Source organism: Shewanella xiamenensis (assembly GCF_024971755.1).
Lineage (GTDB): Bacteria > Pseudomonadota > Gammaproteobacteria > Enterobacterales > Shewanellaceae > Shewanella > Shewanella xiamenensis.
This window is the reverse complement of sequence record NZ_CP079718.1, coordinates 4,259,553-4,276,754: the sequence shown is the minus strand read 5'-3', so window position 1 is coordinate 4,276,754 and position 17,202 is coordinate 4,259,553. Positions and strand designations below refer to the sequence as shown.

Below are 17,202 nucleotides of genomic sequence, written 5' to 3'. Positions count from 1 at the left end.
CGCTATCAAATGAGGGCTTAGGCCTTCATCACTTTTACTGGGCACTTCTTAAAGTCAGTTTCTTTTGACAGTGGATCGGTTGCATCCAGAATCAACTTGTTGACTAACTGACGCGCATCGAAGAAGGGCATAAACACCACGCCGCGTGGCGGTTTGTTTCGGCCTTTGGTTTCGACACGGGTTTTGACCTCACCACGGGGAGATGCCACGATCACTTCATCACCACGTTGCAGACCTCGGGCCTTCGCGTCTTCAGGATGCATAAAGATTTGTGCATCAGGATAGGCGCGATAGAGCTCAGGTACACGGGCGGTCATCGAACCTGTATGCCAGTGTTCGAGCACACGGCCGGTAGACATCCACAGATCGTATTCTGAGTTAGGCTCTTCCGCTGCTGGTTCGTAAGGCAGGGCGAAAATTACCGCTTTACCATCGGGTTTACCGTAGAACTTAAAGCCTTCACCTGCCTTAACATAAGGATCGCTACCTTCAACGAAGCGGCGCAGGGTTTCTTTCCCCTCAACCACTGGCCAGCGTAGACCGCGGGTTTCGTGGTAACGGTCAAAGTCGGCTAAGTCATGGCCATGGCCGCGACCGAAGGCGGCGTATTCTTCGAAGATGCCTTTTTGTAGATAGAAGCCAAAGTGTTCACTTTCGTCGTTTAGGTCGCCCTTACAATCGGTAGTCGGGAACTTGTTGATGACACCATTGGCAAACAGTACTTCATAAAGGGTCTTGTCAGCGTATTCAGGCTTTTTAGCGATAAGCTCTGCGGGCCACACTTCAGACACTTTAAAGCGTTTTGAAAACTCGACTAATTGCCACAGATCCGATTTAGCTCCCTCAGGCGCTTTAACCTGTTGATGCCACATATGGGTGCGGCGCTCGGCGTTACCGTAGGCGCCTTCTTTCTCGACCCACATGGCGGTCGGTAGAATAAGGTCTGCTGCCATGGCGGTGACGGTTGGGTAAGGATCGGATACCACGATAAAGTTCTCTGGATTACGGAATCCCGGGTAAATTTCATCATTGATATTCGGGCCGGCTTGCATGTTATTGGTACACATAGTCCAATAACAGTTTAGCTTACCGTCTTTGAGCATCCGGCTTTGCAGTACGGCATGGTAGCCAGGTTTAGGTGGAATCGTGCCTTCAGGCACTTGCCACATTTTTTCGGTGATCGCGCGATGCTTATCGTTATCCACCACCATATCTGCGGGGAGGCGATGGGCAAAGGTGCCGACTTCACGGGCGGTACCACAGGCTGAAGGTTGGCCTGTCAGTGAGAATGGGCTGTTGCCAGGTGTAGCGATTTTGCCCGTCAGTAAGTGAATGTTATAGAGCATGTTGTTTGCCCACACTCCACGAACGTGTTGGTTAATCCCCATGGTCCACAGGCTCATAACCTTCACTTTAGGATCGGCATAGGCCTTGGCTAAGGTTTCTAATTTTTCAGGCTCTACACCACTCATTTTTGCTGCGTATTCCAGCGTATAAGTGCTGACGAACTTAGCGTATTCTTCGAAGCTAATAGGGCTAGATTTACCATTGCCAGGATTTTTGGCTTTCTTCTCTAACGGATGATCTGGACGCAGGCCATAGCCGATATCATCTACACCGAGGGCAAACTTAGTGTGTTTAGTCACAAAGTCAGTATTTACCGCTTTGTTTTGAATGATGTAGTTGGCGATATAGTTGAGGATCACCAGATCTGATTGCGGATGGAAAACCATCGGGTTATCCGCAAGATCGAAGCTACGGTTCTCGAAGGTGGATAGTACATGCACGCGACAGTCTTTACTGCTTAAACGGCGATCAGATAAACGTGCCCACAGGATCGGATGCATCTCGGCCATGTTGGCGCCCCAGAGCACAAAGTGATCGGCGGCTTCTAAGTCGTCGTAACAGCCCATCGGTTCATCAATACCGAAGGTACGCATAAACCCAACGACCGCTGAGGCCATACAGTGGCGGGCGTTAGGGTCGATGTTGTTGGTTAAGAATCCAGCTTTATGCAGTTTAGATGCAGCGTAACCTTCCCAAATCGTCCACTGACCAGAACCGAACATACCGACTGAGGTTGGGCCTTTAGTGGCGATGCTGTGTTTCCACTTAGCGGCCATAGTATCGAAGGCAACATCCCAACTTACTGGGGTAAACTCGCCTTCTTTGTGGTATTTGCCGTCTTTCATGCGTAGTAATGGCGTGGTTAATCTGTCCTTGCCGTACATGATTTTCGACAGGAAGTAGCCTTTAATACAGTTCAAACCACGGTTAACTGGGCTTTCTGGATCGCCTTTGGTGGCAACCACTTTACCCGCTTTAGTACCGACTAATACGCTACAACCCACACCGCAAAAACGGCAGGGGGCTTTGTCCCACTTGATGTTATCTGACTCGGCGGCTTCAACCATTTTCACGGGAAGCGTGACGCCAACGGCCGTCGCAGCGGCAACCGCTGCGTTAGCCTTGAGAAACTCGCGGCGGCTAATGCTCATAGTGTTTCCTCACTCTCTTTTTCTAACAGTTCTTGTTCTAGGGGTTCTACTTGGTGGTAAATCAAACTGGCGGATAACACACCGGACAGGCCATTGATGGCTTCAACATTGTCGAGAATGGCTTTTTGGGTATTCCCTTCGAGGGTAATAACCAACTTGCCTTCGGGTGAAATGGCGTGGATATCGCAGCCTTTTAGCGCGGCAATATCGGCTTCAACCTGTTGCAAGGCATTAGGGGCTGCATGTACCACGAGGCTGGTGACATGGTATTCCTGACTCATAGCGGTGACCTTTATCTTGAGATGCACTCAGCTGCTTTGCATAAACATCTGTACAACTGAATGTGGATAACTGCGAGTCTAGACCTGATAAAAAATGTGGGTATACCTCACAAGAGGTATTGCAGGGGATAGTCGATCGGGATCAAAGTTTTGCGCGTGATCTAACTCTCAGTTTGAAATTTAAACAATCGCTATCTCTTTGGAGAGGGAATGGCGAGATTGGTTAGATTAGCGAAAGATCCGGCAGTCAAACATCACTATAAGTGGATTAATATCCCGTCAGCTCCATATAACCCATGCCAGTGTGGCTACCGCTAAGTTTGATTGGGCCTTCCCAATAGGAGGTGGATAACGCCATGGCGCTATTGGGATTTAACGGCGAGATACGGATATCGATTTGCTCACTCGGGATTTGGACTTGCCAGCTTACAGGGTATTTGCCGGTGCGGGTGGTTTGCCATTCCAGCGGCGTCATTTTTATTCCATCTGGCGTGTCTCGGGAGTTGATATTACGGCCTGTGCCATCGGCAAACATTCGTCTGGCGCTGTAAAAGGCTAATGGAGTTTGAGATTTATCGGTGGATTGCTCCCTTAACTGAAAGAGCATTAGCGCCGAACCATCATTGAGGCGCAGGGCAAACCAATCCCAACCCTGCTGGCTTTTAGTTAAAAATTGTGAGCTCCATTCTCTGTCTAGCCAGCCTTTGCCTGTGACTTTCTCTACCCGACTCTCGGCTTGGCCATTGATGTTGATATATCGGGTGATCTCACCGCTAATAGTGATAAAAGGTTGACTGTAATAGTAGGAGGCGACGTTACCCTCGCGGTTTTTAATGCTATAGCCATTATCACCTTGATATTGCAGCGGTGCTTGGCTAGTCAGCGTTAGCGCGTAACTAAAGTCTGCGGTCTCAACCCTTAAGATTGCCGGAAATAACGCGCTCGATTCACTCTGCCATTGCCAGTTATCGAGATGAATTTGATAGGGATTGGCATTGACGCCGGCAAGCTTTGGATGACCGCGAGACCATTTCTCATGGGCCAGATGTGCTGCGCTAGAGGTCAGTGCGCTATGGGCAAAATAGAGTTGTTCAGTTGCCCAAGAGGACTTAAGGGTAGTCGGTTGCGCATTTTGCGATTCTGTATATTGAGGTCTTAGTGCCACCCTAAATTGGGTCCATTGGGCGCCAAGTTGCTCACCTTTTTCGGTGGTTAAGTTAGCGGTGAGATACCACCATTCTTGCCGAAAGCCGTTGTGGGCAAGATGATCTTGGGGAAAGTGAAACTGATGCTCAGGTGTCACCTTTGCAAAGGCTTGTTGCGTTGAGGTTGTTTCGCCTTCTTTTGTTTGCCCTAGCAAAGCTCCCATGGATTTGGATTCTGAAACGCTCGCGGGCGCATTATCGCAGCCGCTTATCGTGAAAAAGAGTAATCCACCGATGATGAGTTGACTGATTAAGCGTGCGTTTGTACGGCACTTAAGCCAGTTCATTGTGAGTAAACCATTCACTTTCAATTGGGTAATGGTATATGGACGACTGTTCATAGGGTTTCCTGCTGCAAACTGGCTATTAGCGGTCTGCGGGTTTGCCAGTAAAGCGGTAAGAGCACGGCTAAGGTACAAGTCACCAGTGCGATGAGGATGGCTTTGGTATAAGCAAACCAGTCCCAGATCATTTGGATGGTCCAACCAAAGGCTTGCAGGGTGATTTTATCGATTAATAAATACCCCAGCAGAGCGCCCGTAGGCATCGCAATCAGGCAAGTGATTACTACAACCAGTAGCATTTGGCTAAATACCATAGTACGTAGTTTGCTGCGACTCACCCCTAGAGAATAAAGCCGTGCCAGTGGCGCTTGCCGTGCTTGGGTTAACATTAAGCAGGCGCTAAATAGCCCAATGGCGGCCACCAGCAAGGTTAAACTATTGAGCACTAACGTGATTGAAAAAGTGCGTTTAAACATGGCAATGGCTTGGGCCTTTATATTGGCTTGGCTATAAATTTGCGCCTGAGCCAACTCTAGCTCTGTGGCGAGCTGCATTTGCAGTTCATCCAGTTCGGCCTCACTGCGCTTGCCGTTCGTGGGTATTGGTTGTGTTAGCACCGATGAGGAGGGTTTATCAGCTTGTTCCAGAGGATGAAAACTGGCCGCAAGGCTGATGGGTAACAGTGGCAGTTGTGCCTGTTGCCACAGTTGATGGCTAATGATGAGCTCATTGCGGGTATTACCATGGTCGTAATAAATACCTGCGATAACCACTTGGTTATTGGTGGTTTTATCGAGCACGTTTAAAGTGACTTTATCGCCCAGCATCAACTGATACTTAATCGCCATTGGCTCACTCACCAAGACAAATTGTCCGCCAAAATAGTGTTGCCATAGGTCAGGTAAACTGTCTTTGAGTGTACTTGTGTACTTTATCGATTCATCATCACGGCTGATAATATTCACAGGGATCGTTTGAGCTGTTGGACCTTGGGTCGATATCTCGCCATCGACTTGCCATTGTTGATATAAGCCGCTGACACGAGGATCTTGGCTTAATTTATCCCGTACATCAGCCATACGGTTAGCACTGGGGCGTAGGTATAAATCGGCATGTAAGCGGGTTTCTAACCAACTTCTTAGGGTTTGCTCAAAGCTGCCCACTAGGGTATTCATCGCCACATTTGCGCTTAATGCCAGCAAAATGGCCATCATCGCAAGGGAAAGTGGCGCGATAAGCTCGCGGGTTTCGGCGAGCAAATAGTGCTTAAGCCCTGGGCGAGTGAAGGGGAGCAGTAAGCTTACTCCCCAATGCAATACTTGGGGCAACAGCAGAGGAATCGCGACCGTCACTATACCTAGTAATATCAAACTGGTGTTGTAACTTTGGCTGAAGGGAAACAGTATCGCCGCGAGTACGAGTAACCCACAGGCTAAGATAAATTGCCGCTGGTGGGTTTGGTTGTGGGCCTTAGTTTGCTGATAACGGTTAGCGCCTTGGGCAAGGGATTGGCGCGTAAGATCAAAATACAAGGGCATGCAAGCAGCAAGCGCTGCCACTAAGGTGAGCGCGATCGCCTGTGCTAACCAATGCCATTGCCAAATGCCCGGCAGCAAGTGAGCACCATAGAGTTGCTCTAGCGTCATAGCAACCATAGGTTGTAGCCAATGGCTGAGTTGTAAACCTAAGATAAACCCGATTACCGAGCCTAAGATAACCAAAAATAGTAATTCGGCGAGCAGGGCAAGCATCACGTCGAGTCGTTCTAGCCCCTGTTGCAGCAGTTGAATCAGCAGACGTTGGCGTTTCATCAGGCTGTAACGCACGCCGTTATAGGCAATAAATAGCCCAACTACAAAGGCTAACATACTCATTGCATTGAGATTTAAATGAAAACTGCGGGTAAGCGCCATTAAGGCTTGCCCTTGATCTTGCTGACTGTAGCTGGCGAGATCTGGGGTGATACCTAAGGTGTCGAGCCGTTGTTTTAACGCGACTAGTTTATCCCTATCGCTAAATAGGGCGATATAACTGAGTTTGCCCTGCATGCCAAGTAAGTTTTGGGCGAGGGAAATATCGGTCAAGATGGCGCTGCCAAGTCCCCAACTATCATCGACACGGATCACTTTTAGGGTCGATGGTGTTATGGATTGGGCTAGGCTGAGCTGGCCATTGGGCGCGATTTTGCTGGCTAGACTGTCACTCATCACCACCACGGGCTCACCGCTTATTAGGTCGGCAAGGGGCAGATCTCCCATGGAGACAGTAGAATTAGCCGTTGCCTTATTATTTGAGGACGGTGAAGCGTTTTTTGAGGTTAATGTGGCAGTCAATGCCGCGACAATATCGCTGCCTTCAATTTGCCAATACTGGCCGTTTTGGCCAGCAACTCTGCCACTGACTACCGCAAGACTTTGGCTAATCCCAGCCTGCCTTAAACTGAAATACACCGATTCATCGAGATTATCTTGGCCAACGGGTGAGGTCAGCAGTACATCGGCCCGCTGACTTAATAGCTCTGTGGCTTCGCTATAGCTACGAATCGCATTATCGTTGGTGGCTTTTACCCCGATGAGCAGCGTCACGGCGAGGGCGATTCCGAGTAAAATCGCCCCAGCCTGCAATGGCGCGTGGCGATAATGGGCTAAAAATACCTTGAGTACCCAAGTGATACGCAGCCATTGTCCACTCTTGCTTAAGTGGTGGTATGGATTGGCTTTATGTTCTAGCTGTGTGTTATTCATCATGCTAGCCGGAGATCGACACTGCGGCGTGGGACAGATGCCAGCGTTTGTTCATAAAGGCGGCGCACTCTTCGCTGTGGGTGACCATCAAAATGCTGGTTTGGCTCTCTTTGGCGAGTTCGCATAGCAGTGACATCACCTGTTTACCAGATTCGTCATCTAAGTTACCCGTGGGTTCGTCGGCCAGCAGTAAACTCGGATTGTGGGCTAATGCCCTGGCTATCGCGACCCGTTGTTGTTGTCCGCCGGAAAGCGCTTCAACCTGCCGGTTTAACAATGCCGCTAACCCGAGCTTTTCTACCAAATAATCGCACCAAGGATTCCAGCTATCACCGTTAAGGTGCAGGGAAAAGCCGATATTATTTTTAACATTCAGCGGAGTGAGTAAATTAAATTGCTGGAATACCACGCCTAAATGGGTACGCCTAAACTCACTCCATTGCTTATCTTGCCACTTGGTGGTGGATTGATGATTCAGCACTATCTGGCCACTGTCTGCCGTTTCAAAGCCCGCAATCAGATTCAGTAAAGTGCTTTTGCCGCTGCCACTTGGGCCGGTGAGTGCGATAGTCTCCCCTTGATGCAAAGTTAAATCGACCGCTTGCAGTACAGTGTGGCGCTGCTCGCCGTCGCGAAAACTTTTACTTACTTGGATAAGCTTGGCGACTTCTTTCATCTATCTCTTCCAATTGGGATTTAGCCAACCTAGGCATTAGGCTAAAGATAAAGCATTTTACAATCCTATAGATACCGATATTTAGGCAAGTTAGATCAATTCACATCGATTAAGACTTAGGATTGAGTCTGTTTGAATTTTCTGCGATTAACGGCTTGGCTCTCATTTCTGTGAGCAAATGGGCTTGAGCTATTGTGGTGTTTGTTGCATGCTGTGCGCCCTGTTAAAACGATAGCTGGCTATCGTTTTAACAATCCGTTCGGATGAAGGTAGCAGGAGAGTGGGGAATTAACCCCACACCGACGAGGCAACTTTGTTGTTGGAAGCATTCCATAAACAAAGCACTCTTTCAGGTGCCGTAAGGCGTGGACTGTTACTGGACGAGCCTCTGGAGAGACTACCGATTGCATTAACTTGCAATAATAGGTGGCGCCGAAGGCGAAAGTGTCGCAGTGTTTTAAGCGACGCGAAACGCTCAGGCAAAAGGACAGAGGAGAGGATGACTGCACAGTCCCTGTCGTTTGTCTTTGTGGACTATTTTCCTGCCGTTATTGGCTGGGAAGATGGTATTTCTTTAGGCTGGCAGCGATGTGTCACAGCCATTTCTTTTCCTCCTCCTTTATTAATTTAGTTGTTTAATAATTGAGGAATATCATGAGTTTTGAAGCCTTACTCAGCAGCCTAAACGGTATTGTCTGGGGTCCTATCACACTTTGTTTGTTAGTTGGCACAGGGATTTATCTCACTGCGCGACTAAAGCTTATCCAAGTATTTCGTCTGCCAATGGCGCTTAGCCTATTGTTCAAACCCGCTAAGGGGCATGGTGATCTATCGTCCTTCGCCGCGCTTTGTACTGCATTGTCTGCAACCATAGGTACGGGCAATATTGTTGGGGTCGCAACGGCGATTAAGATGGGCGGCCCTGGTGCGTTATTTTGGATGTGGCTTGCCGCCTTTTTTGGCATGGCGACTAAGTATGCCGAGTGTATGTTGGCGGTAAAATACCGCACTACCGATGCGCGTGGACAGATTGCCGGTGGCCCGATGTATTACATAGAGCGTGGCCTCGGTTTGCGTTGGATGGCGAAGTTATTTGCGCTGTTTGGCGTGGGGGTTGCATTTTTCGGCATTGGGACTTTTGCTCAAGTGAATGCGATAAGTGATGCCTTAACTATCGCCTTTGATGTACCAACATGGGCGACTGCGCTGGTGCTAACCCTACTGGTGGCGGCTGTCACCTTAGGTGGCGTCAAACGTATCTCCAACGTGGCGCAAAAGTTAGTACCGGCGATGTCAATTGGTTATGTGTTGGCCTGTGTGTGGATTTTAGTGGTTTTTGCCGATGCCATTCTACCCGCGTTGCAATTAGTGGTGGAGTCGGCTTTTACGCCAGTATCGGCTGCGGGGGGATTTTTAGGGGTGACCGTAGCGCAAGCGATTCAAATGGGGATTGCCCGCGGGGTATTTTCTAATGAGTCAGGTTTAGGTAGTGCGCCCATTGCTGCGGCTGCGGCAAAAACCAATGAGCCCGTCGAGCAGGGCTTAGTGAGTATGACTGGCACCTTTTTCGATACTATTATCATCTGCACTATGACGGGATTAGTGCTTATCATCACTGGGGTATGGAGCGGTGACACTGCGGGCGCGGCCATGACCAGTGCGGCGTTTAGCTTAGGCGGATCGGCTGCCATCGGCCAGTATTTAGTCACTATCGCCTTGGTCTGCTTTGCGTTTACGACCATTTTAGGCTGGCATTACTATGGTGAACGTTGCTGGTACTACTTAGTTGGCGAGCGCGGGCTGCGTGCCTATCAAATCTTGTTTTTAGGCCTGATTGCTGGTGGGGCTTTTATCAAGTTGGATGTGATTTGGTTACTGGCTGATACGGTAAACGGCTTAATGGCCATACCTAATTTGATTGCGATTATTGGATTACGGCACATTATCATTGCTGAAACTCAAAGCTATTTTGTTAGAACATTCACTAACCGTACGCTAAACCCTGTTTATTAATGTTGTGAAAACAATATATTAGTTCACATTATTTTAACTTTGAGATTGTCGCCACAGCGTTCTTCGTTTACTTTATAAGAGCTACCCCAAAAAGGGGGGGACTTAAAACGGGGGCTTTGAGGCGACGCCATGGATAAAAGTAAACTTCGTACTTTCCGCAGCAAAATTTTATCCCATATTGCGCTGCCTTTGATTCTTATCATGGCGGCCGTTTATGGGATTACTTCATGGTTTAATTATCTTTCCCTTGAAAAGCGGCTTTACGATCATTTAGCTCAACAGTCGGCACATTCAGCCTCTCGATTGCAATTATTACTCGAACACGCTCAAACAAATACTCAAGGGCTTGCTGATTTTATTGGTTTTTTGGCTGACAAGAATGATATTAACGATTCTGATAAGCTGCAAAAAGTCTTAACTAATCGCCTCGAACGTAACCCCGATTTTTATGGTTCTGCCGTTGCCTTTAAACCGGGCACTTTTCTCAATAAAAAACTTTTTTCTCCCTATGTATACCGCAGTGGTAATAGTTTCCATTATTTAGATATTGGCGCCGAGGGGTACGATTATACCGATGGGACTTGGGATTGGTGGACGCAAGCCATCAATAAGGTCGAAGGTTATTGGTCAAAAGCCTATTTCGACGAGGGTGCTGGTAATACTTTAATGATTACTTATGCGGTTCCTTTTGGAGTGCAGCCGAATTATTTTGGGGTTACAACCGTTGATTTGGCTTTAGATAGATTACCTGAGCAACTAGGGATAGCCCCTAATCGGCTGATGATATTAGATGAGCAAGGTCGGCTTATCTTTCATGGGGATAAAGAAAAGGTTTTAGCCACATCAGTTTCGGAATGGCTGGATAAAGGAAATCACAAAAATAATGCCTTTGGCGCTTTGCTGGAAGATGGGCTGACTGGGCAAGCCAGTTTTGTTGATGATACTGGTACAGTTTATCTTGCCAGCATTGCAGAAGTGGCAAAGTTAAAATGGCACGTGGTTGTTATGGTGCCACAGCAGGAGTTATTTACCTCGCTACTGGACGATATTTCCTCAGTTGTCCTCAACTTAAGTTTATTAACCTTACTGCTGTTATTGACCTGCTATATCGCCGCTAAACGGTTAACTCGTCCACTGGAAACCCTTGAATCCGGCATTTTGGCTTTCGGTCAAGGTAAAACACAGCAGTTGGTTATCCCTAAAGGTGCGATTAGCGAGATAGTGACCTTAAGTGAAACCTTTAACAAAATGGCAGATCTGCTTGCTCAGCGTGAGCAAGCTATTTTAGATTCCCGCGGTAACCGCTTCGCTCGCTTGATCGACGGTATGAGCGATAAATCCTTTTATTGCTCACTTGATCCTGACGGACAACTTGCACAGGTCAGTGAAGGGGTGACCAAAGTATTGGGCATACCGCCCGAATTACTTAAGCGCAAATATCAAAGATTGTTTTCGGCCAACCCCCTTAATGAGAAAAACTGGGAATACACCGATCTGGCACTCAAAGGGCAGAACGTCCCTTCACATCAAGTTGAACTCATCGATTCAAAAGGCCAGTCAAGGCGGCTCGATGTTTTTATGCAGCCTTTAGTGTCAGATACTGGCGAGTTAATGTCGGTGGAGATGCTATTTACCGATGTGACAGAGCAATTTTCCGCCGCTGCTTGGTCTAGCGCTGTACTTGAGGCCGCACCTGAGGCCATGTTGATTGTCGATCAAAGTGGCCAAATAGTATTTAGCAATAGTCGCTGTCAGCAGCTGTTTGGTTATGACGCAAAAGCTATGTTGGGATTACAAATTGAAGCTTTGCTACCCGAAGATTTAAGGAGTCCCCATGCCAAAGAAAGATTACAGTTTCTACGTGAGGGACGTGATAGGCCGATGGCAAATGCACGCCATGTGCGGGCGCTTAAGTCTGATGGGGATGAGTTTGTTGCCGAAATCGCCTTAAGTATTTTACCGAGTGATTTCGATGGTCGTCGCCAAGTGGCTGCATCGATCCGTGATATGACCCAAAAAATAGCGGTTGAACAAAAAATCCGTGATAGTGAAGTTCGCTTCCGTGGTTTGGTGACCAATATTCCAGGGGCTGTCTACCGCACTCGCATCGGCGAGGAGTGGGTGATGGAATATGTCAGTGACAATATTGCCGATATTACCGGTTATGCCGCGAGCCAGTTTATTGAGAATCGTCAACGCAGCTTTGCTTCATTGATTTTGGAAGAAGATCGCGAGCTGTGTCATCAGCATATTGATAGAGCCCTCGCGCAGCAGGAAACCTTTGAGGTGGAATATCGTATTCGCCACCGTGACGGCAGCATCCGTTGGGTGCATGAAAAGGGCAAGGCGAGTTATACCGAAGAGGGTTTTCCCCTATGGTTTGACGGCAGTATTGACGATATAACCAAGAGTAAGTTAGCCATCGTCGAGCTTGAAGCCTCAAGGCTGCAATTAACTAATATCACTGAGTCTATTCCTTGTACTGTGTATCAATTGCGCTGGGTTTCTCCTAGCGATCGCCGTTTTACCTTCCTTTCTGGCGCAGCATTTCACATGTTGGGCTTACACCGCGAAGATTTACTCAGTAACTTTAATATTATTGCTGAGCGGATTTTTGATGAGGAACGACCAGAAGTTATACGCGCGCTTGAGGGAATGAGTGACGATAAATTAAGCTGGATCCGCGAGTTCCGCTATCGTCATCCTAATGGTGGCATTCGCTGGATGGAAGCCGGAGCCAGTGGTCATTATGCCGATGATGGCGCCATTATCTGGAATGGCTATGTGATGGATGTGACTGAACGCAAGTCTATTGAAGAAGAACTTGCGGTCAGTGAGGCGCACTTTAAGGCCTTATTTGATGGGGCAACCATTGGTATCGTGAATGTCGATATCAAAGGACTTATCCTCGATTGTAATGATCAATTCTGTGAGGATATGGGGCTGAGCCGTAATGAATTACGTAGTACGCCGATTTTTGATGTCTTGAGTGCACAGGATAAAGAAGTTGCAAAAGCGCAGTTTAAGGAACTTGTAGAAGGTAAAGTTGATCACTATCGAGGGGAAAGAAGCTTTATTCGTCCCTCCGGTGAGCATTTATGGATGACAGTTAACGTTTCAAGCTTATTGGACAGCCAGAACCAATTTGAGTCAGCTGTGGTAAGCATGGTCGATATGACTGAGTTAAAACTGCTTTCAGAACAATTGCTTGTTGCCAAGGAAGAGGCTGATGCCGCCAGTAAGGCAAAAGGCGACTTCCTCGCGAATATGTCCCATGAAATCCGCACGCCAATGAATGCCATTATCGGGATGTCGCAACTTTGCTTACAGACTGATCTAGACAAAAAACAGAAAAATTATCTCGAAAAAATTGAGCGCGCATCGCAATCTTTATTATCAATCATTAACGATATCCTTGATTTTTCTAAGATTGAAGCTGGCAAGCTTGATATCGAAAATGTGCCTTTTCAACTCGATACCATGCTTGAAGATTTGAGCGATATCTTCTCCGAAAGGGCGGCTCAAAAGCAGATTGAATTGCTGTTTGCTGTCGCACCCAATGTTCCACGTTATCTGCTTGGCGATCCGTTGCGGTTGGGGCAAGTGCTGATCAACCTAATGAATAATGCGATCAAATTTACCGAAAGAGGAGAGGTATTACTGTCCCTCAGCTTGGTCGAGCAGCAAAACGATGATGTCATATTACGTTGTAGTGTGCGTGACAGTGGCATTGGGTTAACCCATGAACAACAAGCCAAACTGTCTAAGTCGTTTACGCAAGCAGACACGTCTACTACCCGTAAATATGGTGGTACAGGATTAGGGCTGGCGATTTGTAAACAACTGGTCGAATTAATGGGGGGAAGTATCGGGGTCGAAAGCCAGCAAGGCCATGGCAGTACTTTCTTTTTTACCGTTAAATTGCGCATCTCCAGTGGACAAAAGCTCATCGTAGGTCAAGAGCTTGAAGGTATGCCAGTATTAGTTGTCGACGACAATGCCACCGCAAGGGACATTATGCGAACCACTCTAGAGAGCATGGGCTTTCAAGTGGATACCGTGCGTTCTGGCGACGAGGCGGTGATGCGGTGCAGTCAGCAGGATTATGCTGTGGCATTGATTGATTGGAAAATGCCACATCTTGATGGGCTCGAAACCGCAAAACAAATCCTGCAACGGGCAAAAAAAGCGCCGCGTATCTTGATGGTATCAGCCCATGCGAATCAAGATTTCTTGACCCAAATCGAGCAACTTGGGTTAGCGGGCTACATCAGCAAACCTATCAGCGCATCAAGATTGCTTGATGGCATTATGAACGCACTTGGTCGCGCAGGGTTCCTACCCGTCAGGCGTCATCAAGACAGTATTGCGCCTGAGTTATTATTGCCCCTTAAAGGTAAGCGTATTCTGTTAGTCGAAGATAACGAAATGAACCTTGAGGTGGCGACCGAATTTTTAGAGCAAGTGGGGATTATTTTATCCATTGCCACCAACGGCCAAATTGCGTTGGATAAGTTAGCTCAACAGAGTTTTGATTTGGTATTGATGGATTGTCAAATGCCAGTGATGGATGGTTATCAGGCAACAAAAGCACTGAGACAAAGGCCTGAGTTAGCACAATTACCTGTGATAGCAATGACCGCCAATGCCATGGCTGGCGACAAGGAAATGTGTTTAAGAGCGGGAATGAATGATCATATCGCCAAGCCGATAGAGGTTAACTTACTGTATCAAACCCTCCTAAAATATTTAGGCGCACCGTTACCGGCTCAAGAGCTTATTAATGATTCACCCAAGCCTGTGAATATTGATGTTGATTCTGTCGTGAAATGGCCTGAACACCCCGAGCTTGATATTGATAGAGGCTTGCAGCTAGTGCAAAACTCCACGCGCCTTTACCAAAGGATCTTTGATCGTTTTGTTACTAGCCAACGTAATGTTGTCGAGCAAATCAACAAGGCCGTTGCCAGCAATAAACGTGAGGATGCGGTGCGAATGGCCCATACGCTTAAGGGACTTGCGGGCAATTTAAGTTCCACAACGCTTGCGGAATTGGCTCGGCAATTGGAACTTCACTTAAGTGAAAATACTGAGTTCCAAGCGGAGTTGGACCAAATCCAAACGTTAGTGGCATCGATTTGCCAAGCAATTGAAAAAGTTAAACCTGAGTTTGAAGAATCTAGTGGGCCGACGGCGGAGCATTTACCACCAGAAGCCCTCATTGAGGCCTTAACGCGATTACGCCAAAGTTTAGAAGAAGCGGATTCCGATGCAGTCGCCCAAATGGATGCACTTAAACCGCAAGTGAGTGCTCAGTTATGGCAGCAGTTGAGTCCAGCGCTAACGATGATTAATCAATATCAATTCGATGAGGCCGTCGAGTTGATTGATGAAGTACTTGTAGACTTAAAGTAAAACGGTCAATTATGCGCAGTGTTGATCATTGATAAAGCCACTGGAAAGGTGAATGTGTTGATGGATAAGGCAACAATATTAGTCGTCGATGATACTCCAGAAAATATCGATATTTTGGTGGGCATACTCGGTGATGACTATAAGGTCAAAGTCGCGATTGATGGACCAAGGGCGCTAGCCCTTGTAGCCAAAACACTGCCTGATTTAATTTTACTCGATGTCATGATGCCCGGCATGAATGGTTATGAAGTCTGTAAGCAGCTTAAACAGGAGCCCTTAACTTGCCACATCCCTGTGATTTTTGTGACGGCATTATCTGAGGTTGCCGATGAAGCACAGGGCTTTGCCTTAGGTGCGGTTGACTACATTACCAAACCAGTCAGCGCTCCCGTGGTGAAGGCGCGAGTCAAAACTCATCTCGCGCTGTACGATCAAAAACGCTTGCTAGAGCAACAAGTTAAAGAACGTACCCAAGAGTTAGAAGAAACCCGCTTTGAAATCATTCGCCGTTTAGGTCGCGCCGCCGAATACAAAGACAACGAAACGGGTCTGCACGTTGTGCGTATGAGCCATTATGCGCGGCTGCTCGCTATCAAACTCGGTTTACCGAGTACTTTCTGTGAGTTGTTGTATAACGCGGCGCCTATGCATGACATTGGCAAAATCGGCACGCCCGATGCGGTACTGAAAAAGCCGGGTAAGCTCGATGCCGAAGAGTGGAAAATCATGCAGCAACATGCCGCCATTGGTGCTGAGATCATTGGTGAGCATGGCGACCCACTGCTGCAAATGGCGCGGCGTATCGCCTTAACCCACCACGAGAAATGGGATGGTTCGGGTTATCCTAATGGTTTGTCGGGGGAAAATATTCCGATTGAAGGTCGGATTGTGGCGATAGCGGACGTCTTTGACGCGCTGACTTCGCGCCGTCCTTACAAGGAGCCTTGGACCATTGAAGCCACTGTCGAGTTACTCGAAAGTCAAGCAGGGCAACATTTTGACCCTAAGCTGGTGGCCGAATTTAAGCAAATCTTGCCCGAGGTGGTGGCGATTCGAGATACTTATTTCGAGCATTAAAAGCAAAAGGCGCCTAGAGCGCCTTTTTCAATACGATCCGCTTATCAGCGAGAAACTAGTCTTCGAGCGAGTAGGGCAATGCTTGAATACGTAAGCTAGATTGCTCGTCATCAGCGAAACGCAATTTGGCATCACTCTCGGTATCGTTGGCGAGCACTGCGCTGAGCAGCACTTGATTACCACGTTGAACAAATTCAATGATTTGTCCACCCTTGCGATAACCGTCTTCCAATTCTATCTCGATACCCGTTTCCAAATTGATATTTAAGGAAGTGGTGCCTTGAAGAATATAGAGCGCACGCTTGTTACCACCACGGTATTTCATCCGCGCCACAGTTTCTTGACCCATGTAGCAGCCTTTGTTAAAGCTAATGCCGTTAATAGCCTGTAGGTTACACATCTGCGGTACGTACTGATTAGCATGGCTTGGCGCTAGATTGGGGTAACCCGCAGCAATTTCTAATGCTTGCCAAGCACTGGCATCAAATACGGTATGCTCGGCAATGAGGGCGCTTGCGGCTTGTGGTTGTAGAACCAATATAAATCGATCCGCATCTTTTAAAATGGCGCCATGCTCGATGAGAGTGAGTTCCTGAGTGACTTCACCGTAGTGTTGGCTGACAAATTGTTTAGCCTGTTCACCCGCCACACCGAGTAATGTCCACTCATCAGAGGCATTGGTCAGGGTCGCCTTACTAAATACCGCATATTTTTGCAGTTGTGGCAGATCCACTGCAATAGTGTCCTTTGGCATCAACATCAACAGCGCATCTCGGATGGCAAAGGTGCGGAAGCTAGCCAGCATCTTTCCCTTAGGATCACAATGTGCGCCCCAGCGCCATTGGTTGGCTTCAAGTGAGCTGATATCTGTGGTCACTTGGCCATGGATAAAACTGCGGCCCTGTTCGCCAACCACTTTGATAAGGCCTAGGTGGGATAAGTTGGCGAGCATAAGTGGAGGCGTGGAGGCGTCCAGATCCCAATTGGGTGTCGAAACTGCAATAGTCAT

At 47.8% G+C, this 17,202-nt stretch carries 9 protein-coding genes and 1 riboswitch; of the genes, 3 read left to right on the top strand and 6 right to left on the bottom strand.

Features of this window, described 5'->3' with window-relative positions:
- Positions 1 to 17: 17 nt before the first annotated feature.
- From napA to KXJ80_RS19835, 5 genes are all read right to left on the bottom strand, one after another.
- Positions 18 to 2,498: a nitrate reductase catalytic subunit NapA gene (gene napA / locus KXJ80_RS19855; RefSeq protein WP_037414520.1), complete on the bottom strand. Its 2,481-nt coding sequence runs from the start codon at positions 2,496 to 2,498 to the stop codon at positions 18 to 20.
- Positions 2,495 to 2,779: a chaperone NapD gene (locus KXJ80_RS19850; protein WP_037414522.1), complete on the bottom strand. Its 285-nt coding sequence runs from the start codon at positions 2,777 to 2,779 to the stop codon at positions 2,495 to 2,497. The genes napA and KXJ80_RS19850 overlap by 4 nt, the downstream gene beginning before the upstream one ends.
- A 268-nt stretch (positions 2,780 to 3,047) precedes the next feature.
- Positions 3,048 to 4,271 carry a lipocalin-like domain-containing protein gene (locus KXJ80_RS19845; RefSeq protein WP_218737941.1) on the bottom strand — a complete coding sequence of 408 codons (1,224 nt, stop codon included), beginning with the start codon at positions 4,269 to 4,271 and terminating at the stop codon, positions 3,048 to 3,050.
- Between the two features lie 50 nt (positions 4,272 to 4,321).
- Positions 4,322 to 7,012, bottom strand: a complete 2,691-nt coding sequence (locus KXJ80_RS19840; RefSeq protein ID WP_370687102.1) for an ABC transporter permease — start codon at positions 7,010 to 7,012, stop codon at positions 4,322 to 4,324.
- Positions 7,013 to 7,016: 4 nt separating this feature from the next.
- Positions 7,017 to 7,688: an ABC transporter ATP-binding protein gene (locus tag KXJ80_RS19835; protein WP_037429713.1), complete on the bottom strand. Its 672-nt coding sequence runs from the start codon at positions 7,686 to 7,688 to the stop codon at positions 7,017 to 7,019.
- Positions 7,689 to 8,066: 378 nt separating this feature from the next.
- Positions 8,067 to 8,189, top strand: a riboswitch (glycine riboswitch).
- A 153-nt stretch (positions 8,190 to 8,342) separates the two neighbouring features.
- On the opposite strand from KXJ80_RS19835, the gene KXJ80_RS19830 reads away from it, so the two are divergent.
- The 3 genes from KXJ80_RS19830 to KXJ80_RS19820 all read left to right on the top strand — a co-directional run bounded on the left by KXJ80_RS19830 (position 8,343) and on the right by KXJ80_RS19820 (position 16,193).
- A complete protein-coding gene (locus KXJ80_RS19830; protein WP_218737412.1) occupies positions 8,343 to 9,701 on the top strand; it encodes an alanine/glycine:cation symporter family protein in 1,359 nt (452 codons plus the stop codon).
- A 129-nt stretch (positions 9,702 to 9,830) separates the two neighbouring features.
- Complete coding sequence (locus tag KXJ80_RS19825; protein WP_218737411.1) at positions 9,831 to 15,116, top strand: PAS domain S-box protein; 5,286 nt, start codon at positions 9,831 to 9,833, stop codon at positions 15,114 to 15,116.
- Between the two features lie 60 nt (positions 15,117 to 15,176).
- The gene (locus tag KXJ80_RS19820) at positions 15,177 to 16,193 is read left to right on the top strand and encodes a response regulator (protein ID WP_047540828.1); all 1,017 of its coding nucleotides are present in this window, start codon (positions 15,177 to 15,179) and stop codon (positions 16,191 to 16,193) included.
- 55 nt (positions 16,194 to 16,248) lie between these two features.
- On the opposite strand, the gene ygfZ is transcribed toward KXJ80_RS19820, so the two are convergent.
- The gene (gene ygfZ, locus KXJ80_RS19815) at positions 16,249 to 17,202 is read right to left on the bottom strand and encodes a tRNA-modifying protein YgfZ (protein ID WP_218737410.1); all 954 of its coding nucleotides are present in this window, start codon (positions 17,200 to 17,202) and stop codon (positions 16,249 to 16,251) included.